Source organism: Veillonella ratti (genome assembly GCF_003992115.1).
Classification (GTDB): Bacteria; Bacillota; Negativicutes; order Veillonellales; family Veillonellaceae; genus Veillonella_A; species Veillonella_A ratti.
Genome location: NZ_RQUX01000003.1, coordinates 116,930 through 135,914 on the forward strand (window position 1 = coordinate 116,930; position 18,985 = coordinate 135,914).

Here is an 18,985-nt window from a genome sequence, read left to right on the forward strand (position 1 = left end):
GATTCGGCAAACAAATAAGAGGGGTTATACGCCCCTCTTTATGTTGTCACGAAGTCTCGATAACCTTTTTTTAATTGTATCATAGAAAAATAGCATTTAACAACCGTCAAAGTATGTAAAAAAGCATATTAAACCTTGTATTTTTACTATATTTCTGCTATCGTATTGATGTTATTATAATATAAAGGAAATGCGTTATGAAAACTCTTATATCATGGTGGCGCAATGCCGTCGTTCAGGCAATTTTGTGGTGTGTCCTCATCTTTGCCGCTTTTTATTTTATTTACGAACCTATTGCCTTTGGCTTTGATTGGGAAGATATTCTTTTGTTATCCCTCCCCTTGTTATTGGGGCTGGCCATTTTCCAGCAACTTATGCGCAGTACTTTATGGCATCGGGCCTTCTTGGGGCATGGCCTTTTGGGCATTGCCTGGGCTTTAACCTATCCTTTGTTGTACCATTGGTCCTATACCAAGCCCTTTTATTTTTACGAATTCTTCCCAGATTTCTTATTTGGCTTTCTACTCTTTGTAGGACTCAGCTTACTCCACTATTTCATGGTGCACCATCTGCCATACCGCCGTTCTTTGAGCATCCTTATTGCACTCATCCAGTGGCTTTTGTCTTTGATTCCGCTAATTCAAATCGGCTACTATATTAACACGTGGCATTGTTTGACGCCGGCCACCTTAATGGCCCTGTATCAAACAAATCCGGAGGAAGCTTTCGGCTTTTTAAAAAGCTCCGCCGGCATTCCCGGCTTAATCGGCATCGGCAATGTACTCTTATTCCTGTTTTACTACTGGTCAAACCAGGGGATGAACCGCTTGTCCCGTCGCGATATGATGACAAGATTGCGTTTAGGCGTACTCAGCATTGCCTGTCTTGCCTGTGTAATCTACTTGCCCTTTGGTTTTATGAAAACAGACATTGTTAAAAACTGGACTGATGTAGCTACATATATGAAAGAGTTACAACAATACAGCGACAAACATCACGAAATCTACAATGACTTACATCTCGAAACAGACGAAACCGCTGCCACCGGGGCGCCGGGTACTATAATCCTCGTTATCGGCGAATCAGCTTCGCGCAATTACATGAAAGTCTACAATCCAAGCTTTGCTTACGATGATACACCTTGGCAAAGCGAAATGGCGGCCTCAAATCCAGATTTTATCTTCTTTAAAAACGCCTATTCGTCTTATGTACAAACAGTACCTACCTTAGAACGGGCTCTTACAGAACGCAATCAATACGATGATAAGCCGTTCTTGGATTCTGCCAATATTCTCGATGTGGCTAAAAAAGCCGGTTACTACACGAGTTGGTTTAGCAACCAAGGCGTTTACGGCGAATACGATACGGCTATCTCCTTAATTGCCAAAACGGCAGACAGACCTTTATGGGCTCATGAAGCATATATGTTCTCCGATAAGTACGACGGTGTTATTTTGCCGCTACTCCAACAAGTAGAACCGTATAAAAATAACTTTATTGTCATTCATATCATGGGCAGTCATATTTATTATAATGACCGTTATCCTCATGAATTCAGTAAATGGAAAGTCGGCGAAGTGCCGAAAGGCAAAGAAGCTTATGCCAACAGCCAACTTTATACGGATTGGGTATTACAGCAAATTTATACCTATGCCAAGGATCACTTAAATCTACAGGCCATGATTTATTTCTCCGACCACGGGGAAAGCCTCAATTATTCCCACAATCCGGATATTTTTGATTTCGACATGGCCCGCATTCCTCTATGGGTTTACTTATCGCCAACCTACGAAGAAGCTTATCCGGAAACAACGGCTATTCTGCGTGACCATGAAAACAAATATTTCACCAATGATTTACTCTACGACTTAGTATCCGGTATCTTACAGGCACCGACTAATCGTTATGATCGGACCAGAGACTTCTCTAATCCGAACTATCGCTTCAACAAGTATAATTTAACGACGCTTTTAGGTCAGGAACCATTAACCAATGACCCGGAAGCAGCCGCACCGGAGCGATAACAGTCCAAGTTTAATTCGAAGCGAATAAAAACAAAAACACACAAAAAGCGAGTCCCCCATCAGAAGCGGGACTCGCTTTTATTTAAGTTACTATTTTGGTCGGTATTGATTAAACTAAAGGTAATGATAAATGTACAACCGTACGAACCGGTTTTTTCACATTCCGGTCAGTGCTCTTAAAGCCCAAGGCTTTGTATAATTCTTTGGCACTTTCCATGCTAGGCAAGGAATCCAATAGAAGCGTCTTATAACCTTTTTCTTTAGCTTCTTCTACAAGAATGTGAGCAATATTCATACCGAGGCCGGTACGACGAAATTCAGGGCGTACATAAAGGCGCTTCATTTCAGCGGTTTCATAGTTAACATGGCGTAAAGCTACGCAGCCGGCCGGTACATCATCTACAAAGGCAATGTATAACGCTTCACGGTCGCCTTTATACTTTTCTTCCAAGCCTTCAAATTCTTTCACATTGGCAGCAACACCTAAGGAACGTACATAATCAACAAATAGTTTCTTTACTTCATCAATATACTCATGACCATCACGAAGTTCAAAATTCATACGAAATCCTCCTTTAGCTATACCATAGTATGTATCTGTACCAAAATATACATGATTAATTACTCTAAATATATAGTTCGCTATAGGAGGAAAAAAGTCCTTCTTTATTTGAAAAAAAATAGACTGAATTTTCATTCAGTCTAAATGGTGCCGAGGACCGGAATCGAACCGGTACGGTTGTCTCCAACCGACGGATTTTAAGTCCGTTGCGTCTGCCTGTTCCGCCACCCCGGCATGGGTGGAAAAATATGGAGGCGGCACCCAGAATCGAACTGGGGAATAAAGGTTTTGCAGACCTCTGCCTTACCGCTTGGCTATGCCGCCAAATAAATGGAGCGGAAAACGAGATTCGAACTCGCGACCCCCGCCTTGGCAAGGCGGTGCTCTACCACTGAGCTATTTCCGCATAAATGGTGCCCCAGGACAGAATCGAACTGTCGACACAAGGATTTTCAGTCCTTTGCTCTACCGACTGAGCTACCGGGGCGAACGTGGCGACCCCGATCAGATTTGAACTGACGATCTTCGCCGTGACAGGGCGACATGTTAACCGCTACACCACGGGGCCGTATACGTTACTTTGTTATTATAGGGGTTTCAGCAACAATTGTCAAGCAACTTTTTGAAAAGTTTTTACATGCTTTTGACTGTTTCATTACTTTCGCCGCCCTTAGCAACGAAAATTATTCTACCATTTTTCAGGTGGCTTTGTCTAGTATAAATTTAATATTTTATTTCAATTTAATTAAATTCTTTCAAAGGCTGTAAAAATGGGTTATGAGCCAACTCTTCTTTAATCGTTGTATCCTCTGCATGACCGGGATGAACGATTAAATCGGGGTTCCATGTCATAATTTGGCGAAGCGAAGATTTAAGCACCGCATCATCCCCATTATAGTTATTCGTAGCCCCTACTGAATTTTTAAACAAAGTGTCGCCGGTAAACAAATGTTGTCCCCACTGTATAATAACGCTTCCTTTGCTGTGTCCCGGCGTTTCGTGCACATAGAGGTCAAATACCCCGAGGTTAAGAATTCCTTCCTTTAAGGGCAAATACGGGGACTGAAAGAGGCCTTTATAGGCCGATGGAATCCGCCGTTTGGCATGTAGCAATTCATCATCCCCGGGATGCATATATAAAGGAACGGGACGTTCTTTCAAAACTCCGTCAACGGCACACACATGATCGCAGTGACCATGTGTGAGTACAACGCCTTTAAGATCCGCTTCCCCTACCATTTCAAGGACTTTATGAGCATGAAAGCCCGGATCTATGATAAGCGCCTGGCCGGCCTCTTTTAAAACATAACAATTTGCCTTATATAAGCCTAAAGGCTGTTTTAAAATTTCCATAAAGTCCTCCTATCCAAGTCATACGTTGAGCCTTCTATTATGGCTATTAATCACCAGTGAGTAAAAATGTTAAGGTACTAGCCTCTGCGATGAGTACCTACCGGTTGCAATACCTTATAGGAACGTTTGCGACGTTTAAGGAAATAGCCCTGCCAAAAATCCGGATGAAGTAATACAAGTAAGGTAAACAATTCCAAACGGCCGAGTAACATATCGATTACACAAATTATTTTGGCCATCGGATGAAGCACTGCAAAAGAGCCTTGTGGCCCCAGTTTGCCGAACGCAAGCCCTACGTTCCCCAAAATCCCCGCCACACATTGTAAAGATTCACCGAAACTAAGGCCTGTAGCGGCAATGCCCAACGCAGAAATAGCAAATACAGTCATGTACAAGAAAAAGAACTGCTGCGTCATTTGAACCCATTTTTGTGGCATAGATTTGCCATTAATTGTAATGGTCTGCACCATATCGGGATGAATGGCCTTACGCAAATAAATAATACTGCTTTTAATTAAAATAATAATACGAATAATTTTAATACCACCCGTAGTAGATCCGCTACAACCACCGAAGAACATTGACATAAAGAGCATCATTTGTGCGAGCGGCGACCATACATCATAGTTGCCCAGAACCAATCCGGAACCGGTTTGCATCGACACAATCATGAATACAGCCCGATTAAAGGAGGTACCGGGAGAAAAATTATCGGCCATATATAAAGCATACATTACAATGATTGACCCGATAAACAGTATCAATAAATACATGCGATATTCAAAATCCTGCCAAACCGCTTTGAGACCTCGCTGGAATACGGCATAATACACGGTAAAGTTACCACCTGCTAAAATCATAAAAAAGATTAAAATCCAGCGAATAGCCCAACTTTCCGTATAAATATCAACGACTCCGTCATTTGGTATATAACCACCGGTGGCAATCGTGGTAAACGTCATGTTAATGGCATCAAAATACGACATACCGGCAATTACTAACGCACTGAAACATACGGCTGTAAATAATAAATAAATAGTCCATAATTTAAAAGCCATAGACCGAATGCGCGGCAATACCACACCGGGACGCGGCACCGAAGCTTCAGCGTTGAACAAATGAGCCGAATCAGCACCTAAGTTCTTAAGGAAGGCCAGCACCAATACGACAATCCCCATACCGCCAAGCCAATGAGTGAGGCTGCGCCACAGCACAAAACTTTTGGGTAAGCTGTCCAACTCTTCCACCACAGACGCACCGGTAGCCGTTATCCCCGATACCGACTCAAATAAAGAATCTATAAATGTTGGCAAAACGCCGCCGAAGTAAAACGGTAATGAGGCAAAAAAGGATACCAAAATCCAGATAGAACTAACGGTCAAAAAACCGTCGCGCAAACTGTAACTGGTACTCGGCTGTCCGTAGTAATACAATAAACTGCCCGTTACAGCCGCCATAATGGAGGCGCCGATAAAAGAAAAATATGACTCACCAACCGTCAAACCGTAAATGAACGGAACCCACATAATTCCTGCAACAATGAGGATTAACTGCCCCACTAATCGCATGACAATCTGTATACGCATAAGACACCTCGATTAAACCGGCTTCAAATACGTTAATAGTTTATTAACATGATTCGGCAACGTAAAGAAAACAATATGGTCATTGGCAAAAAGCACCGTATTACCGGTCGGCACGATAGTGGAACCATCACGTACAACGGCACCTACCAAGGCTTTACCGGGGAGCTTCAAATCTTTTAAAGCACAACCCACAAGCGGCGATACCGGACTCAATACCACTTCTACAGCCTCCGCTTTTGAACCTTCAAAAGTAGAAATGCTCACTACATTTTCACCGCGTCGTACCATACGTAAAATCTCGCCAGATGTCAAAAGGCGCGGCGAAAATACAATATCAATCCCCACTTGTTCCATAAGGACAATATATTCCGGTCGACCAACGCGTACAATTGTCTTTGGCACACCTAAATGTTTGCCCAATAAGGCCACCAGCAGATTCAATTTATCATCATCAGTAAGGCAAATAATAGCATCACAATCGGAAATTTCTTCCGCTTCCAATAAATTCATATCTGTGCCGTCACCATTGATAACCATGGCATTCTCTACCATAGATGCCAAAAGCTCACAGCGCTCCATGTCTTTTTCGATAACTTTAACCATGTAACCGGCTCGATCGAGGAGAACTGCCAAATTGCGACCGATAAGGCCGGCCCCAATCAATAGAATACGCTTGGTTTGCTCCATCATGGCTTCTTCGTGGAATTCTTCGGCTATTTTCAAAATAGCGTCTTTCGCCCCCAAGAAGAATACTTTATCCATATTCAACAGACGACTTTCGCCATGAGGAATAATCATTTCGCCGTTACGAAGAATGCCTACAATAATAACACCTTCCGGAAATTGAATATCCCGCAAACGTTGGTTAATATAAGGAACGTCTTCATGCATCTTAAATTCCATGAGACGGACGGCCCCACTGGCAAAATCCTCCACATCAAGAGCTGCCGGAGTCTGTAATACCTGCACAATTTCTTGAGCCGATACCATCTCCGGATTAATAAATAAATCAACCCCTAATTGTTCCTGTAACTCGCGGTTTTCTTCTCTCAAGTAATCATTATCACGAACACGAGCAATGGTACGAGGAATCCCGCCGATTTTTGCCACCGAACAAGCCAGCATATTTACTTCATCGGAATCAGTAACGGCGATGAGCATACCCACATCATCCATACCGATTTCTTTTAATAATTGTAAACTGCTGCCGTTACCATGAACGAGGCTTACATCTAAGCTGTTCTCCAGATTACGGATGCGCTCTGCCGATTTTTCAATAATATATACATCATGTTCATCTTGCACGAGGCGCTGTGCTACGGAATAGCCAACCTTACCGGCGCCTACCACAATAATTTTCATAATTAATCAACCCTCAAATTCAATATGTCGGTAAATGCAAAGAAAGGCGTAATTGATTACGCCTTCTATTTGCCGTCACTACGCCTTACGAGTATCCTCTTTGGCTTCCTTACCTGTGACAGACGCTTCGGTTACACCTGCACTTTTAGGAGCGTCACCGTTTGCCTTACGTTTCACAAGTTCCTCAGCCGCTGTTTTACCCGTTTCGGTCAATAAGGTCCAGCCTTCTTCCTGAATAACCTTACCTTCTTTCATTAAATGACCTACAGCACGTTTAAAGGCTGCTTTACTGAAACCGAATTTTGCTTTAATAATATCAGACGATGATTTATCACTGTATGGCATACGACCATTACGCTGATATAAATATTCCAATAACACTTCGCCATCAATGGTCAAAGCCGTTTCTTTTACAGGACGCATGGATACGTTAACACGTCCGTCATCACGTTTATAGGTAACGCGAGCATCAATCAATTCGCCCACCTTCAAATGATGTGTCATTTCACTGTTATGAATGAACGCAATCCATCGTTCCGGCGTGATAAAAAATGCCCCGTCGGAGGTGAAGTTATAGATTGCACCGCGCACCATTTGCCCTACTTGAGCCTCTGTGGCCGGTTTGGAGGCACGGCGCATAGCATCATCCACATCCATAGAAACAGCTAAACGACCGGACTTATCCGTATATAAACGAACCCAGACTTTCTCGCCTAATTGCGGACGACCACGCATTTCCGCGTGTGGCATAAATATACCGCGTTCGGTCCCCACTTCGACAAAAACGCCGAATTGGGTCTTATTAATAACTTCCACATAGCCGATTTGACCTTCTTTAATGGCCGGCAAACGCATACTGGCAGTGAGACGACCTTTCGGATCTTTGTACAAGAATACCGGTACTTCATCGCCGATTTTCACCGGTGCGGTCTGTTGATCCTTATGAAGTAAAATGTCATCATTGGTATTGCCCGTACCACCGTCCAAGAACGAACCTTGGTCGCTTTGACGTAACACCTTTAGCGTGGCTAATGTGTTTTCAGATAATTGTGTTGCCATATTAAGCCCCTGTAAATTCTACGCGAGCCGCATCATTCCAAAGCTGTTCCAAGCCGTAGAAAGAGCGTGTTTCCTGCCCGCCGAAGACATGACAGATAATATCGCCGAAGTCCAAAAGAATCCATTCCCCTTCGTGATAACCTTCACGATGAAGCACGGTAGCGCCTACTTCAGCCCCTTTATCTTCAATTTCATCGGCAATGCTCTGTGCCTGTTTTACGTTGGACGCACTCACCAATACGAAATAATCCGCTAAGCTGGATAAACCTTCCAAATCCAAAATGGCAATGTCTGTACCTTTTTTGTCAAAACCTGCTTGTGCCAATGCTAATGCCACGTCTTTAATTTCTTGTTTCTCTTTCATGAAATCTCCTTTTTATAATCATCGCCAACAATAAACTATAAAATTAAATACAATATATTGTCACGACTAACCGTTACAATCCCTATAATTATTTTAACAATTATAATACTGTTTATAACATAGTAAATTAATATTTATCCTTCTTTGGCGTTACCGGTCGAAGTATTTTTCGAATCATCAGTTGTCCCGTCGCCACCGCCTTCAATCGGGGCATTGCCTAAGGTAATGCCCAATAATTGCTGTGCTTCTACCGGGTCGTAGGTCCAGAATATTTCGCCGTTAAGCACTTCCCTGGTGCCCGGTAAAATATAGTACTGAATATTATTACCGGTAAGACTACCCAAACTCATAACCAATTTAACCGCGTCAGTCGTACTGATATTAGAATCATAGTGGCTCCAGAGGCGCCACACATGCCACATGCGGGAAATAGTAAAAGTGTCTTCCTGAGAACTCAATAATTGTTTTAAAAACCGTTCTTGACGCTGGGTACGACTGAATGCATTTTTATCGGCATCCACAAAGCGCACATATTGATACGCTTTATCCGCATCCAATGTTTGATACCCACGGGCCAAATTAACATCGGCTGTATCGGTAGCGTCGTCAATATGTACCATTTCTTTTTCCACATACATATCTTGAGCCCCCAGTACATCAAGGGTATCTTTAAAAGCCGCCTCATCGACCACCACATAATAGGGAATGGGAATATGGAATAAATCCTCCACCACGGCCTTAGTAAGTTCAATATTACCGCTACTGTACATGGTATTAATCATAGACACGGACTTATTATCACGGCTGTAAATTTTTGTATTGGACGGGATACCGATTACATCAATATTTTTTTGTTGTTCATTTACGGATAGTAAAAAGAGAGCATCCCCTTGCGCCGGATTATTGCTATCTTTGCCTACCAATAAAATATAAATCGGCTTATCCAGTGATTTTTGTTCTAAAGGAATTGTCGTTACTTGATTGGGCTGCGATGGTGGTGCCACATCGGCCGTCGTTGTTGTCTCGGTCGTAGCTGAACCACCAAAATAACTTACCGCTGCCTGATAACCGCGCCATAAACCAAAACCGATACCGCCTACCAGGACTATGAGTATTACCAAAGCTAAGATGACCCGTCCCCAACGTACTTTGGGTTTTCTCCGCACCCGCCGAGTCGGTCTTTTACGCACTTCTTCTTCCATACTACCCGCACCCTATCGATTATGAATACGCCGTACCATATCGTTACGGCCTAAAATGGTTTTAAAATAAATACTCAATTCTTGATCCAACAAATGACGAATTGTCGTATCATAACCGGCCAACACTGCTTCATCCAAATCTTCCAAGGCCAGACTGCGCAAATAGTCCACACCCGGAAAATCACGAGTTTCTTCCACATAATCGGCTAGAAAAATAATTTTATCCAATTGCGTCATACCTACGCGGCCCGTCGTATGATAACGAATGGCATCAAGAATATAACCGTCAATAACACCATAGCGATCATGGGCCATAACGGCACCGCTTACACCATGCAATAGCGCACCTTTTACATACATATCCATATCCACTTTGATGTCCGCGTCATCTACCAAACGCTGCATTTCCGATAAAGGCAATTCTTTAGCACAATCATGCAAAAGGCCGGCAATATAAGCTTCTTCCGGATCGGCACCATATCGTTGGGCCAATCCTACAGCGGCTCTCGCCACACCTAAAGTATGGGCGAAACGTTTAGGACTAAGTCGCATTTGTAAATCATTAATAATTTCTTCAAACATAGTATTTGTTGCCTCACTTTTTATAAATATCATGTTGTGCAATATACTGAACTACGGCTTTAGGAATCATGTAGCGAACACTGCGCTTGGTGCGCAATCTTTGACGTAAATCCGTAGCCGACAGCTGCATGAGCGGCACTTCGAGCAAATGAATACGGTCACGACCTAAATCGCCAAAATATTCAATAATCTTTTCAATAGCCGCCGAACCATCCGGTCGTACAGCCCCTATAAAATGGCATAAACCGAGCAGTTCATCAATATATTTCCAATTGGGTAAGTCTTGAATGGTATCTGTACCGGCTATGAAATAGTATTCCTTATCCTCACCATATTGGGCACGGAAGTACTTTATTGTATCTACCGTATAAGACGGCCCTTCCCGTTTAAATTCAACGTCGGAAATAGTAAATTTAGGATTGTCCATAACAGCCGCCGCCGTCATCTCATAGCGATATTTTGCATCAATCACGTCTTCATGTTTGTGAGGCGGATGATACGCCGGTACAAAAATAACGCGGTCAAGTTCATAGGTTTCCTGCGCCATTTCCGCTATCATCAAATGGCCTAAATGAATTGGATTGAAGGTACCTCCGATGATGCCGATTCTTCCTGTAAGTTTCATAAGCAGTACATTATCCCCATAATTAACAATGATAATACAAGCCACAGTATTATTGCTTTAATATAGGATAGCCATTCATAGCGTCCCTTAGGTGTTTTTATGTAGGAGCCATAAGCTCGTACCATATTGAGCCACTTTATCATGAACGAATTTGGCCATCTCCTTGCACATAATATTTATACGAAGTAAGCGCCAAGAGCCCCATAGGCCCGCGAGCATGTAATTTCTGAGTGCTGATACCGATTTCGGCTCCTAAGCCAAACTCAAAGCCATCCGTAAAACGGGTGGAAACATTTACATACACGGTAGATGCATCTACTTGTTGTAAAAAGGCCTGTGCCACCTCTTTATTTTCCGTAATAATACATTCCGAATGTTTCGTCCCGTAGTGATTAATATGGGCAATGGCAGCCTCCACGGAAGGCACTACTTTTACATTCATAATTAAATCGTTATATTCCGTTGACCAGGCCGATTCTTCAGCAACTTTAATATCTTTAACGATAGCCCGCGAAGCTTCATCACCGCGAAGTTCCACCTGTTTGGCCATTAAAGCATCCGCAATAATCGGCAACAATTTAGGTGCCACCGCCTCGTGAATAAGTAAGGTTTCTGCAGAATTGCAAACAGATGGCCGCTGTACTTTAGCATTGACTACAATCGGTACAATTTTAGCTTCGTCACAATCTTTATCCACATATACATGAACGACACCGCTCCCCGTTTCAATAACCGGAATGCGACTTTCTTCTACAATTCGTTTAATAAGACCCGCACCGCCACGAGGTATTACTACATCAATGTATTCACGTTGGCGCAGTAAATCAGATACGGCCGCACGATCGGTGACGGTTACCAATTGTACCGCATCGGCCGGTAAGTTAACTTCGGTCAACGCATCACGCAATAAATTTACCAAGCATTCATTGGTGTGAAATGCTTCTTTACCGCCGCGCAAAATAACCGCATTGCCTGTTTTCATACATAGAGCCGCTGCATCAACAGTTACATTCGGTCTTGCTTCGTAAAACATAGCAATAACACCCAATGGTACCCGGACTTTCGTAATCTCCATGCCATTGGGACGGGTAGAGGATTCCATGACTTCACCGATAGGATCGTCCAAGTCAACCAATTGACGTACGCCCAGAGCCATCTGCTCGATGCGCTCCTTAGTAAGACGCAAACGATCATACATGATTTGCGGTAAATTATAATCACCAGCCTGTGCCATATCTTTTTCATTGGCATCTAAAATGGCCGGAATATGAGCTACCAATACATCAGCCACGGTCTGTAATAATTTATTTTTTACCGCCGTATCAGCCAATTGCATAGCCGTCGATGCGGCCCGAGCCTTACGGCCCATAGTTTCAAAATATGTTGCGTACTCTGTCATATTAAGACTCCTATCTGAGGATTACTAAATTATCACGATGAATGACTTCCGTATGAGCACTGTCTATCTTAAGAATAGACGTAATTTCATGGGAATTGCAACCTTTAATTTGATCAAGATCCGCTGATGAGAAGTTTACCATACCACGGGCAATTTCTTCGTCATTAAACAGGATACTAATAGTTTCCCCTTCATGAAACTCACCGCTTACTGCCGTAATACCAACCGGCAATAAACTGGAACCTTTTTTAAGTAAAGCATCAGCACAGCCTTTATCGACAGTAACCGAACCTTTAAGGCGCTTACCGAAGGCCACCCAACGTTTTTTCATATGCGGTTTCGAATCACGCGCCACAAAATGGGTGCCTCGTAAACCGCCGGTGGCAATCACTTCGATAGAATCATTGCGCTCACCGGAAGCGATAACCATGTGCACACCGGAATTAACGGCAATATTGGCGGCTTGGATTTTAGTATACATGCCACCCGTACCGCGTGATGTACCGGCACCTCCGGCTATTTCATAAATATGAGGCGTAATAACGTCTACTTCATGTATTAATTCGGCATCCGGATTTGTTTGTGGATTGGCCGTATACAAACCTTCAATATCAGATAAAATAATCAACAAATCGGCCTCAACTGTACTTGCAATAACAGCCGACAAGGTATCATTATCACCGATTTTAACTTCATCAATAGACACTACGTCATTTTCATTAATGATGGGAATAACACCTAAAGAAATCAGCGCATATAAAGTATTGCGCAAGTTGATATAACGAGAGCGATTCATACTGTCTTCGCGAGTCAGAAGAATCTGACCTACCGTATGGCCGTATTCACGAAATAGCTTTTCATACATATGGAGTAAAACCCCTTGCCCCACGGAGGCAGCAGCCTGTTTCATAACAAGGTCTTTTGGTTTTTCTTTAAACCCCAAAGGAGCCAACCCGGCACCTACGGCACCGGAACTGACTAAAATAATTTCTTTGCCTTGATTGGCCAAATCAGCCAATTGCTTTACAATCGATTCGATTCGGCGCAAATTAAGCCGTCCCGTGTCATAGGTTAAGGTACTGGTACCCACTTTAACGACGATACGCTTAGCCTTGGCCAATACGTCACGGGAATGTTCATTTGTTACGACTTTAACAGTAGACTCTCTTTCGCTCATAATTATATCTCCTCATCATCAGATTACCTTTTAATGTTTCCGGAAGTCAGCTAAACTAACGCATTAAGCGAATTAATTCGGCTGACTAACGGGGCAATATGATTTTGGGGTCTTTTTTTGCTTTGTACAAAACACCGTTGTGACCGATAACCTGTACCAATTCGGCCCCCAACATAGCTGCTAATTCTTCAAATGTTTCTGCAGGGTCCACAGGGGCATTATTTAATACTTTAACTTTAATGAGTTCTCTCGCCGTAATGGCCGCACGAGCACTGTCAATAACAGCATCTTCCAAACCGCCTTTACCAATCATAACTACAGCCGGCATGGTACTGGCTAATGCACGCAAAAATCGTTTTTGTTTACCTGTCATAGTCTACCTAGTCCTTCCTTATAAATCGTGGAAAGTAAAGCGTTGATCTCCGATTACCACTTCGTCGCCGTCCTTACAGCCACGTTCTTTCAATTTTCTATCTAAATCCATATAGGACCAAATTTTTTGGAAACGACGAAGCGCCTGTTCATCTTCTAAGTTTGTCATGGCTACTAATTTTTCGATACGAGCACCGCTGATAATGAAGGATGCATCGTCACCACGGGTAATGGTAAAGTCTGTATCCGGTTTAGCTTCGTATAATACGGTATCATCGACTGCTTCCGGTTCCGGTACATAGTTTTCCACATAATACCACGCGCGATTTACCAAATCCGGTAAACCTTCACCGGTTAACGCATTTACCGGGAATACTTCATAACCTTGTTCTTCAAAATATTTAGTTACACGAGGTAATGTTTCTTCGTCTTGTAACATGTCAATTTTATTTAATGCGATTAATTGAGGTTTTTTGCTCAATTTTTCACTATATTTAGCAAGCTCTTTATTAATCGTATGGAAATCCTCAATCGGATCGCGGCCTTCCATGCCCGATACATCGAGTACATGGATGAGGATATTACTGCGTTCCACATGACGCAAGAAGGAATGCCCAAGGCCTACCCCTTCACTGGCCCCTTCAATAAGGCCCGGAATATCCGCCATAACAAAGCTTTGACCTTCAGCTACGGACACAACACCGAGAACCGGTGTTAACGTCGTAAAATGATAAGCCGCCACTTCCGGTTTTGCGGAAGATACTTTACGAATAATACTGGATTTACCTACACTCGGATAGCCCAATAAACCTACATCGGCCAACACTTTAAGTTCCAATTGAAGCCAACGTTCTTCGCCCGGTTCGCCTTTTTCCGCAAACGTCGGCGCACGATTGGCACTGGTATGGAAGTGCGCATTGCCGCGACCGCCACGGCCGCCTTTGGCCACCACATAGGTCTGACCGTCTTCAATAAGGTCAGCCATTAATTTACCGCTTTCTTCATCTTTAACAGTCGTACCGAGCGGCACCGGAATAATCATATTATCGGCACCTTTGCCGTATTTATTACTGCTCTGACCACCTTCACCGGCCGGTCCCTTAAACTGTCTTTTATATCTGAAATCAACGAGAGTGTTGATATTTCTGTCCGCTTTTAAAATGATGTCTGCTCCTTTACCGCCATCGCCGCCGTTTGGGCCGCCGTTAGGAACATACTTTTCGCGTCGGAAACTACTCATCCCGTTGCCGCCGTCACCGGCTTTCACAAAAATTCGTGCACGATCGATAAACATAGTTTTCATCCTTTTCTGATAGTAATATGGGCGGTAACTCAAAATAGCTACCGCCTCACTATTATTTTGTCTTTAAAATTTCCAATGCTTTCTGAAGTTGTGTATCATCACTTTCAGATTGCGCATTGTCCGGTAATTCAACTTCTACATCTGGCTTAATGCCTGTGCCGTCGATTACCCGATCATTTGGCGTATGATATTTGGCAATCGTAATCTTAATGCCTTCATCACCGGGAACACCCAAAATAGTTTGAACCGTTCCCTTACCATAACTGTTAGTACCCACAATGGTACCTACTTTTTCATCCTGCACCGCACCGGCAATAATTTCCGAGGCGCTCGCAGAACCTTGATTAATAAGCACAACCATAGGAATGGTAGGCTCCAAACCTTCTGAGTCATAAGACTCTATACGACCGGATCGATCCTGAATCGTAACAATCGGACCGGCCGGCAAAATATAATTAGCTACTTCCTGGGCAGTCGTCAATAAACCACCCGGATTGTCGCGCAAATCGAGGACAAGTTTTGTCATGCCCTTTTCTTTTAATTCATTATAGGTTTTGGCAAAATCAGGACCGGTTGGTTCCGCAAACTGACTGATGCGGATATAGCCAATATGGTCATCCAACATTTTGCCCTTAACCGTTGGCAATGTAATTTGTTTGCGCGTAATGGTAATATCTTTAACTTCATTACCGCGCATTATGGTAATCGTAACATTAGTACCTTCTTCACCACGAATCATCTTGGATGCCTGTTCCATGGTTAAAGTAGATGTATTAACCCCGTCAATCTCTACAATGATATCGCCGGATTTAACGCCGGCTTCCGCAGCAGGCTGGCCTTCAATAGCACTAGCCACTTTCATAAGGCCGTCCTTATCCTGGCCGAGTACAATACCGACACCGATGTAACTGGCCGATGTTTGCATATAAATATCATTATATTCTTTTTCATTAAGATATTGACTATGCGGTTCCCCCAGCGAATTAATCATACCGGCCAAAGAGCCTTCAAATAAAGATTGTTTCGAAACCGGGTCCATATAGAAATGACTGGCCACAAAATATGTGAAAAAGAACTTCACAGCGCCGATTGGGGAGCCGGAAATATACCAAAACACGAGCCACATAAATACAATGCCTGCAAGCGTAAACTTAACGGCGAATCGGACGCCGGACTTCAAGGAGTCCGACCACCGACGCTCTGTATTTTCATTATTCATCTTATAAATACCCTTGTGGATCTACAGGATCACCATTTACACGCACTTCAAAGTGAACGTGCGGACCTGTGGAGTTACCCGTACTGCCGGCATAGGCAATAACGGTGCCCTTACTTACAGATTGACCTTCCGATACGGCCAAATCAGAGTTATGACCGTATAAAGTGGAAATACCGTTGCCATGATCGATAACAACGGCATAACCGTAGCCGTCCATCCAACCGGAGAATACAACAGTACCACCATCGGCAGCATGTACCGGGGTGCCTTCATCAACGCCGATATCGATACCGGAGTGAAGAATTTGTCGTCCAAAAATAGGATGGTTACGCCAGCCGAAGTCGGACGTAATAACACCGGATACCGGCCAGGCAAGTTGACCTGTCCCTTGTACATAGGTGTAATCACTACTGCCACCGCCGCCACCGGACTGAGCCGCTGCTGCTGCGGCAGCCGCTGCGGCAGCACGTTCAGCTGCACGCTGTTGCAACATAGCACGAATGGCATCAGAGGAAGCCTGTAAATCAGCCTGCATCTGTTCAGCCACAGCCTTATCATTTTGAGCCTGTGCCAAAATAGCGGATTGTTCATCTTTTTTCTTCTGAATAACCGCTTGCGTTTCACGTGCTTTGTTTTCCAATTCTACAACTTTAGCACGATCTGCTTCCAATTCGGCTTTCCGTTGCGCAATTTCTTCACGTTCCGTCTTAATGCTGCTGATTAATTTAATGTCAGCATCAATAATACGTCGCAACATTTCAACGCGATTAGCAAAATCACTGAAGTCTTTGGCCCCAATGATAACTTCCAAATAGCTGAGACGACCATTGATATAAATATCACGGACACGCTTATTGAAGACGCCTTCCCGTGTTGCCAACCGAGCTTGCGCTTCGGCTAACAATTTTTCATTCTTAACAATTTCATTTTCTACAGCCATACGCTGCTGTTCATAGCTTTTTAAATTAGCCGTAGCCTGATCCAATTCCACCTGAATCTGATGCAATTGTTCAGACACATTCGTAATCGTAACTTCCGCATTGGCTTTTCGATTACCCGCTTCTTGCATTTGTTGTTCTATGCCGCTGAGCTGATTCGTTAAATCCTCATCTTCGGCATAAATAGTACTAAGCGGTACGGAAGCTAACATGGTGGTACTCAAAAGAACGGCCGCGATGCGCATGGATAATTTGTTATTTGCCATACCCAACCCTTCTCTTATACCTTCATATACTGTTTCAACGAAATAGTGGAACCGATAGCCCCTACCAAGACACCTACGCCCAATAAAATAGCGCTCAAGTCATAGAAGAATGGGAACATCGGTACTAACGGCAAGAATGCCAAGGAATTTTCTACTTCAAGGGTGATGAAGTGATAGAATTCCCAAACACAAGCCGTCGCAATAGCGCCGCCGATAAAACCGAGCAACATACCTTCAATGAGGAACGGCCAACGGATAAACCAGTTGGTGGCCCCTACATATTTCATGATACCGATTTCTTTACGACGGGCAAAAACGGTAAGGCGAATCGTATTGGAAATGATGAACAAGGTAGCCCCTGCCAAGAAGGCAATAAGAGCAATACCGCCGATGCGGATAACCTGAGTCATTTTAAAAATCTGTTCGATTACATCTTGTCCGTAATGAGCACTTTCCACTTCAGGGAACGTAGCTACTAATTTAGCCGTACTTTTTACTTCTTCCGGGTCCTCAAAAGTAATCACATAGGCCGATGGCAATGGGTTATTGCCGTCCAAAGCGGCTACTAAACCCTGCTGATCGCCAAGGCGATCTTTAAAACGCTTCATCGCTTCGTCTTTATTGACGAATTCCAGATTTTTTACTTTTGGTAAGGCTTTTAGTTTTTTACCGACTTCCATAACTTGGTTGGTAGTCAAGCCGTCTTTCATATAAATACTGATTTCTACCTGACTTTCCAAGTTGGAAGCCAAATTATTGAGATTTACAACCCCGGTAGTAAAAACCCCCAGAATAAATAAAGATAATGCTACTGTGGAAATGGAAGCCAAAGTCATGAGACCGTTGCGACTCATAGACTTGAGAGCCTCTTTCACAAAGTATCTAAACGTTCTAAGCTTCATTGAATTCAGCACCTCGCATTCTATCACTGATTACGCGGCCATCTTCCAATGCAATAACCCGCTTATTTAAATATTTAACCATTTCCATATCATGCGTTACCATAACGATGGTTGTCCCTGAATTGTTGATTGTTTTAAACAATTCCACAATTCCCTTACTGGTATTAGGATCCAAGTTACCCGTCGGTTCATCGGCGATGAGCACTAACGGTTTATTAACGATGGCACGGGCAATGGCTACACGCTGCTGTTCACCGCCGCTCAAATCCTGCGGTAAATCATCAGCTTTATGACCGAGGCCGACCATATCCAATACGGCGGCAACTCGTTCCTTAATAACTTTTGGTTTTTCTTCAATTACTTCAAGTGCAAAGGCAATGTTTTCCGCTACCGTTTTGTTTGGCAAAAGACGGAAGTCTTGGAACACAATGCCCAAACGACGTCGTAAATACGGAATTTTCCGTTTTTTCAAATGAGAGACTTCCATGTCATTTACGATAACGGTTCCCGAATCAGGTACTACTTCATGTGATAATAGTTTGATAAACGTGGATTTCCCAGCCCCACTAGGACCACAGATAAGTACGAACTCACCCTTCTCAATATGTATAGTTACGTCATCCAAAGCCAGCGAGCCATTGTCGTACACTTTGTTGACATGGTTAAATTGAATCATTGATTAACTTCCTT

Annotated in this window: 18 protein-coding genes and 5 tRNA genes; 1 reads left to right on the forward strand and 22 read right to left on the reverse strand. The window is 43.3% G+C overall.

Features of this window, described 5'->3' with window-relative positions:
• The first annotated feature begins 197 nt into the window (after positions 1–197).
• Positions 198–2,024, forward strand: coding sequence for a phosphoethanolamine transferase (locus tag EO124_RS02280; protein ID WP_127058163.1), 1,827 nt, complete (start codon positions 198–200; stop codon positions 2,022–2,024).
• A gap of 109 nt (positions 2,025–2,133) precedes the next feature.
• On the opposite strand, the gene EO124_RS02285 is transcribed toward EO124_RS02280, so the two are convergent.
• From EO124_RS02285 to ftsE, 22 genes are all read right to left on the reverse strand, one after another.
• Positions 2,134–2,586 carry a GNAT family N-acetyltransferase gene (locus tag EO124_RS02285; RefSeq protein WP_021840641.1) on the reverse strand — a complete coding sequence of 151 codons (453 nt, stop codon included), beginning with the start codon at positions 2,584–2,586 and terminating at the stop codon, positions 2,134–2,136.
• Positions 2,587–2,731: 145 nt separating this feature from the next.
• Positions 2,732–2,820, reverse strand: a tRNA-Leu gene (locus tag EO124_RS02290).
• A 15-nt stretch (positions 2,821–2,835) separates the two neighbouring features.
• A tRNA-Cys gene (locus EO124_RS02295) sits at positions 2,836–2,910 on the reverse strand.
• A gap of 7 nt (positions 2,911–2,917) precedes the next feature.
• Positions 2,918–2,992, reverse strand: a tRNA-Gly gene (locus tag EO124_RS02300).
• Between the two features lie 5 nt (positions 2,993–2,997).
• Positions 2,998–3,073: transfer RNA gene (locus EO124_RS02305), tRNA-Phe, on the reverse strand.
• A 5-nt stretch (positions 3,074–3,078) separates the two neighbouring features.
• Positions 3,079–3,154: transfer RNA gene (locus EO124_RS02310), tRNA-Asp, on the reverse strand.
• Positions 3,155–3,327: 173 nt separating this feature from the next.
• Positions 3,328–3,939 carry an MBL fold metallo-hydrolase gene (locus tag EO124_RS02315; RefSeq protein ID WP_127058164.1) on the reverse strand — a complete coding sequence of 204 codons (612 nt, stop codon included), beginning with the start codon at positions 3,937–3,939 and terminating at the stop codon, positions 3,328–3,330.
• Between the two features lie 77 nt (positions 3,940–4,016).
• The gene (locus EO124_RS02320) at positions 4,017–5,525 is read right to left on the reverse strand and encodes a TrkH family potassium uptake protein (RefSeq protein ID WP_127058165.1); all 1,509 of its coding nucleotides are present in this window, start codon (positions 5,523–5,525) and stop codon (positions 4,017–4,019) included.
• Positions 5,526–5,537: 12 nt separating this feature from the next.
• Positions 5,538–6,887 (reverse strand): Trk system potassium transporter TrkA, encoded by a 1,350-nt coding sequence (gene trkA, locus EO124_RS02325; RefSeq protein ID WP_127058166.1) that lies wholly within the window; start codon positions 6,885–6,887, stop codon positions 5,538–5,540.
• 78 nt (positions 6,888–6,965) lie between these two features.
• A complete protein-coding gene (locus EO124_RS02330) occupies positions 6,966–7,946 on the reverse strand; it encodes a CvfB family protein (protein WP_127058167.1) in 981 nt (326 codons plus the stop codon).
• Between the two features lies 1 nt (position 7,947).
• Positions 7,948–8,310: a ribosome silencing factor gene (gene rsfS / locus EO124_RS02335; protein ID WP_021840646.1), complete on the reverse strand. Its 363-nt coding sequence runs from the start codon at positions 8,308–8,310 to the stop codon at positions 7,948–7,950.
• Positions 8,311–8,444: 134 nt separating this feature from the next.
• Positions 8,445–9,512 carry an LCP family protein gene (locus tag EO124_RS02340; RefSeq protein WP_127058168.1) on the reverse strand — a complete coding sequence of 356 codons (1,068 nt, stop codon included), beginning with the start codon at positions 9,510–9,512 and terminating at the stop codon, positions 8,445–8,447.
• Between the two features lie 12 nt (positions 9,513–9,524).
• Positions 9,525–10,094, reverse strand: a complete 570-nt coding sequence (gene yqeK / locus EO124_RS02345) for a bis(5'-nucleosyl)-tetraphosphatase (symmetrical) YqeK (RefSeq protein ID WP_127058169.1) — start codon at positions 10,092–10,094, stop codon at positions 9,525–9,527.
• Positions 10,095–10,107: 13 nt separating this feature from the next.
• Entirely contained in the window at positions 10,108–10,719 is a 612-nt protein-coding gene (nadD, locus tag EO124_RS02350; RefSeq protein WP_021840649.1) for a nicotinate-nucleotide adenylyltransferase, read from the reverse strand.
• A gap of 139 nt (positions 10,720–10,858) precedes the next feature.
• Positions 10,859–12,118: a glutamate-5-semialdehyde dehydrogenase gene (locus EO124_RS02355; RefSeq protein ID WP_127058170.1), complete on the reverse strand. Its 1,260-nt coding sequence runs from the start codon at positions 12,116–12,118 to the stop codon at positions 10,859–10,861.
• A 10-nt stretch (positions 12,119–12,128) separates the two neighbouring features.
• The gene (gene proB / locus EO124_RS02360) at positions 12,129–13,295 is read right to left on the reverse strand and encodes a glutamate 5-kinase (protein WP_127058171.1); all 1,167 of its coding nucleotides are present in this window, start codon (positions 13,293–13,295) and stop codon (positions 12,129–12,131) included.
• Between the two features lie 85 nt (positions 13,296–13,380).
• Positions 13,381–13,668 carry a ribosome assembly RNA-binding protein YhbY gene (gene yhbY, locus EO124_RS02365; RefSeq protein ID WP_127058172.1) on the reverse strand — a complete coding sequence of 96 codons (288 nt, stop codon included), beginning with the start codon at positions 13,666–13,668 and terminating at the stop codon, positions 13,381–13,383.
• Between the two features lie 18 nt (positions 13,669–13,686).
• On the reverse strand, positions 13,687–14,961 hold the full coding sequence (gene obgE / locus EO124_RS02370) for a GTPase ObgE (protein WP_127058173.1): 1,275 nt from the start codon (positions 14,959–14,961) through the stop codon (positions 13,687–13,689).
• Between the two features lie 61 nt (positions 14,962–15,022).
• Positions 15,023–16,189, reverse strand: coding sequence for a S41 family peptidase (locus EO124_RS02375; RefSeq protein ID WP_438873609.1), 1,167 nt, complete (start codon positions 16,187–16,189; stop codon positions 15,023–15,025).
• A gap of 1 nt (position 16,190) precedes the next feature.
• A complete protein-coding gene (locus EO124_RS02380) occupies positions 16,191–17,393 on the reverse strand; it encodes a murein hydrolase activator EnvC family protein (RefSeq protein ID WP_127058174.1) in 1,203 nt (400 codons plus the stop codon).
• Positions 17,394–17,407: 14 nt separating this feature from the next.
• On the reverse strand, positions 17,408–18,295 hold the full coding sequence (ftsX, locus tag EO124_RS02385; RefSeq protein ID WP_127058175.1) for a permease-like cell division protein FtsX: 888 nt from the start codon (positions 18,293–18,295) through the stop codon (positions 17,408–17,410).
• Positions 18,285–18,971 (reverse strand): cell division ATP-binding protein FtsE, encoded by a 687-nt coding sequence (gene ftsE, locus EO124_RS02390; RefSeq protein WP_127058176.1) that lies wholly within the window; start codon positions 18,969–18,971, stop codon positions 18,285–18,287. The genes ftsX and ftsE overlap by 11 nt, the downstream gene beginning before the upstream one ends.
• Positions 18,972–18,985 lie beyond the last annotated feature (14 nt).

Excerpts from the sequence above, each read along its gene's own strand:
- EO124_RS02280 (WP_127058163.1), top strand. The coding sequence starts at position 198 with ATGAAAACTCTTATATCATGGTGGCGCAATGCCGTCGTTCAGGCAATT.
- EO124_RS02285 (WP_021840641.1), bottom strand. The coding sequence starts at position 2,586 with ATGAATTTTGAACTTCGTGATGGTCATGAGTATATTGATGAAGTAAAG.
- EO124_RS02315 (WP_127058164.1), bottom strand. The coding sequence starts at position 3,939 with ATGGAAATTTTAAAACAGCCTTTAGGCTTATATAAGGCAAATTGTTAT.
- EO124_RS02320 (WP_127058165.1), bottom strand. The coding sequence starts at position 5,525 with ATGCGTATACAGATTGTCATGCGATTAGTGGGGCAGTTAATCCTCATT.
- trkA (WP_127058166.1), bottom strand. The coding sequence starts at position 6,887 with ATGAAAATTATTGTGGTAGGCGCCGGTAAGGTTGGCTATTCCGTAGCA.
- EO124_RS02330 (WP_127058167.1), bottom strand. The coding sequence starts at position 7,946 with ATGGCAACACAATTATCTGAAAACACATTAGCCACGCTAAAGGTGTTA.
- rsfS (WP_021840646.1), bottom strand. The coding sequence starts at position 8,310 with ATGAAAGAGAAACAAGAAATTAAAGACGTGGCATTAGCATTGGCACAA.
- EO124_RS02340 (WP_127058168.1), bottom strand. The coding sequence starts at position 9,512 with ATGGAAGAAGAAGTGCGTAAAAGACCGACTCGGCGGGTGCGGAGAAAA.
- yqeK (WP_127058169.1), bottom strand. The coding sequence starts at position 10,094 with ATGTTTGAAGAAATTATTAATGATTTACAAATGCGACTTAGTCCTAAA.
- nadD (WP_021840649.1), bottom strand. The coding sequence starts at position 10,719 with ATGAAACTTACAGGAAGAATCGGCATCATCGGAGGTACCTTCAATCCA.
- EO124_RS02355 (WP_127058170.1), bottom strand. The coding sequence starts at position 12,118 with ATGACAGAGTACGCAACATATTTTGAAACTATGGGCCGTAAGGCTCGG.
- proB (WP_127058171.1), bottom strand. The coding sequence starts at position 13,295 with ATGAGCGAAAGAGAGTCTACTGTTAAAGTCGTAACAAATGAACATTCC.
- yhbY (WP_127058172.1), bottom strand. The coding sequence starts at position 13,668 with ATGACAGGTAAACAAAAACGATTTTTGCGTGCATTAGCCAGTACCATG.
- obgE (WP_127058173.1), bottom strand. The coding sequence starts at position 14,961 with ATGTTTATCGATCGTGCACGAATTTTTGTGAAAGCCGGTGACGGCGGC.
- EO124_RS02375 (WP_438873609.1), bottom strand. The coding sequence starts at position 16,189 with ATGAATAATGAAAATACAGAGCGTCGGTGGTCGGACTCCTTGAAGTCC.
- EO124_RS02380 (WP_127058174.1), bottom strand. The coding sequence starts at position 17,393 with ATGGCAAATAACAAATTATCCATGCGCATCGCGGCCGTTCTTTTGAGT.
- ftsX (WP_127058175.1), bottom strand. The coding sequence starts at position 18,295 with ATGAAGCTTAGAACGTTTAGATACTTTGTGAAAGAGGCTCTCAAGTCT.
- ftsE (WP_127058176.1), bottom strand. The coding sequence starts at position 18,971 with ATGATTCAATTTAACCATGTCAACAAAGTGTACGACAATGGCTCGCTG.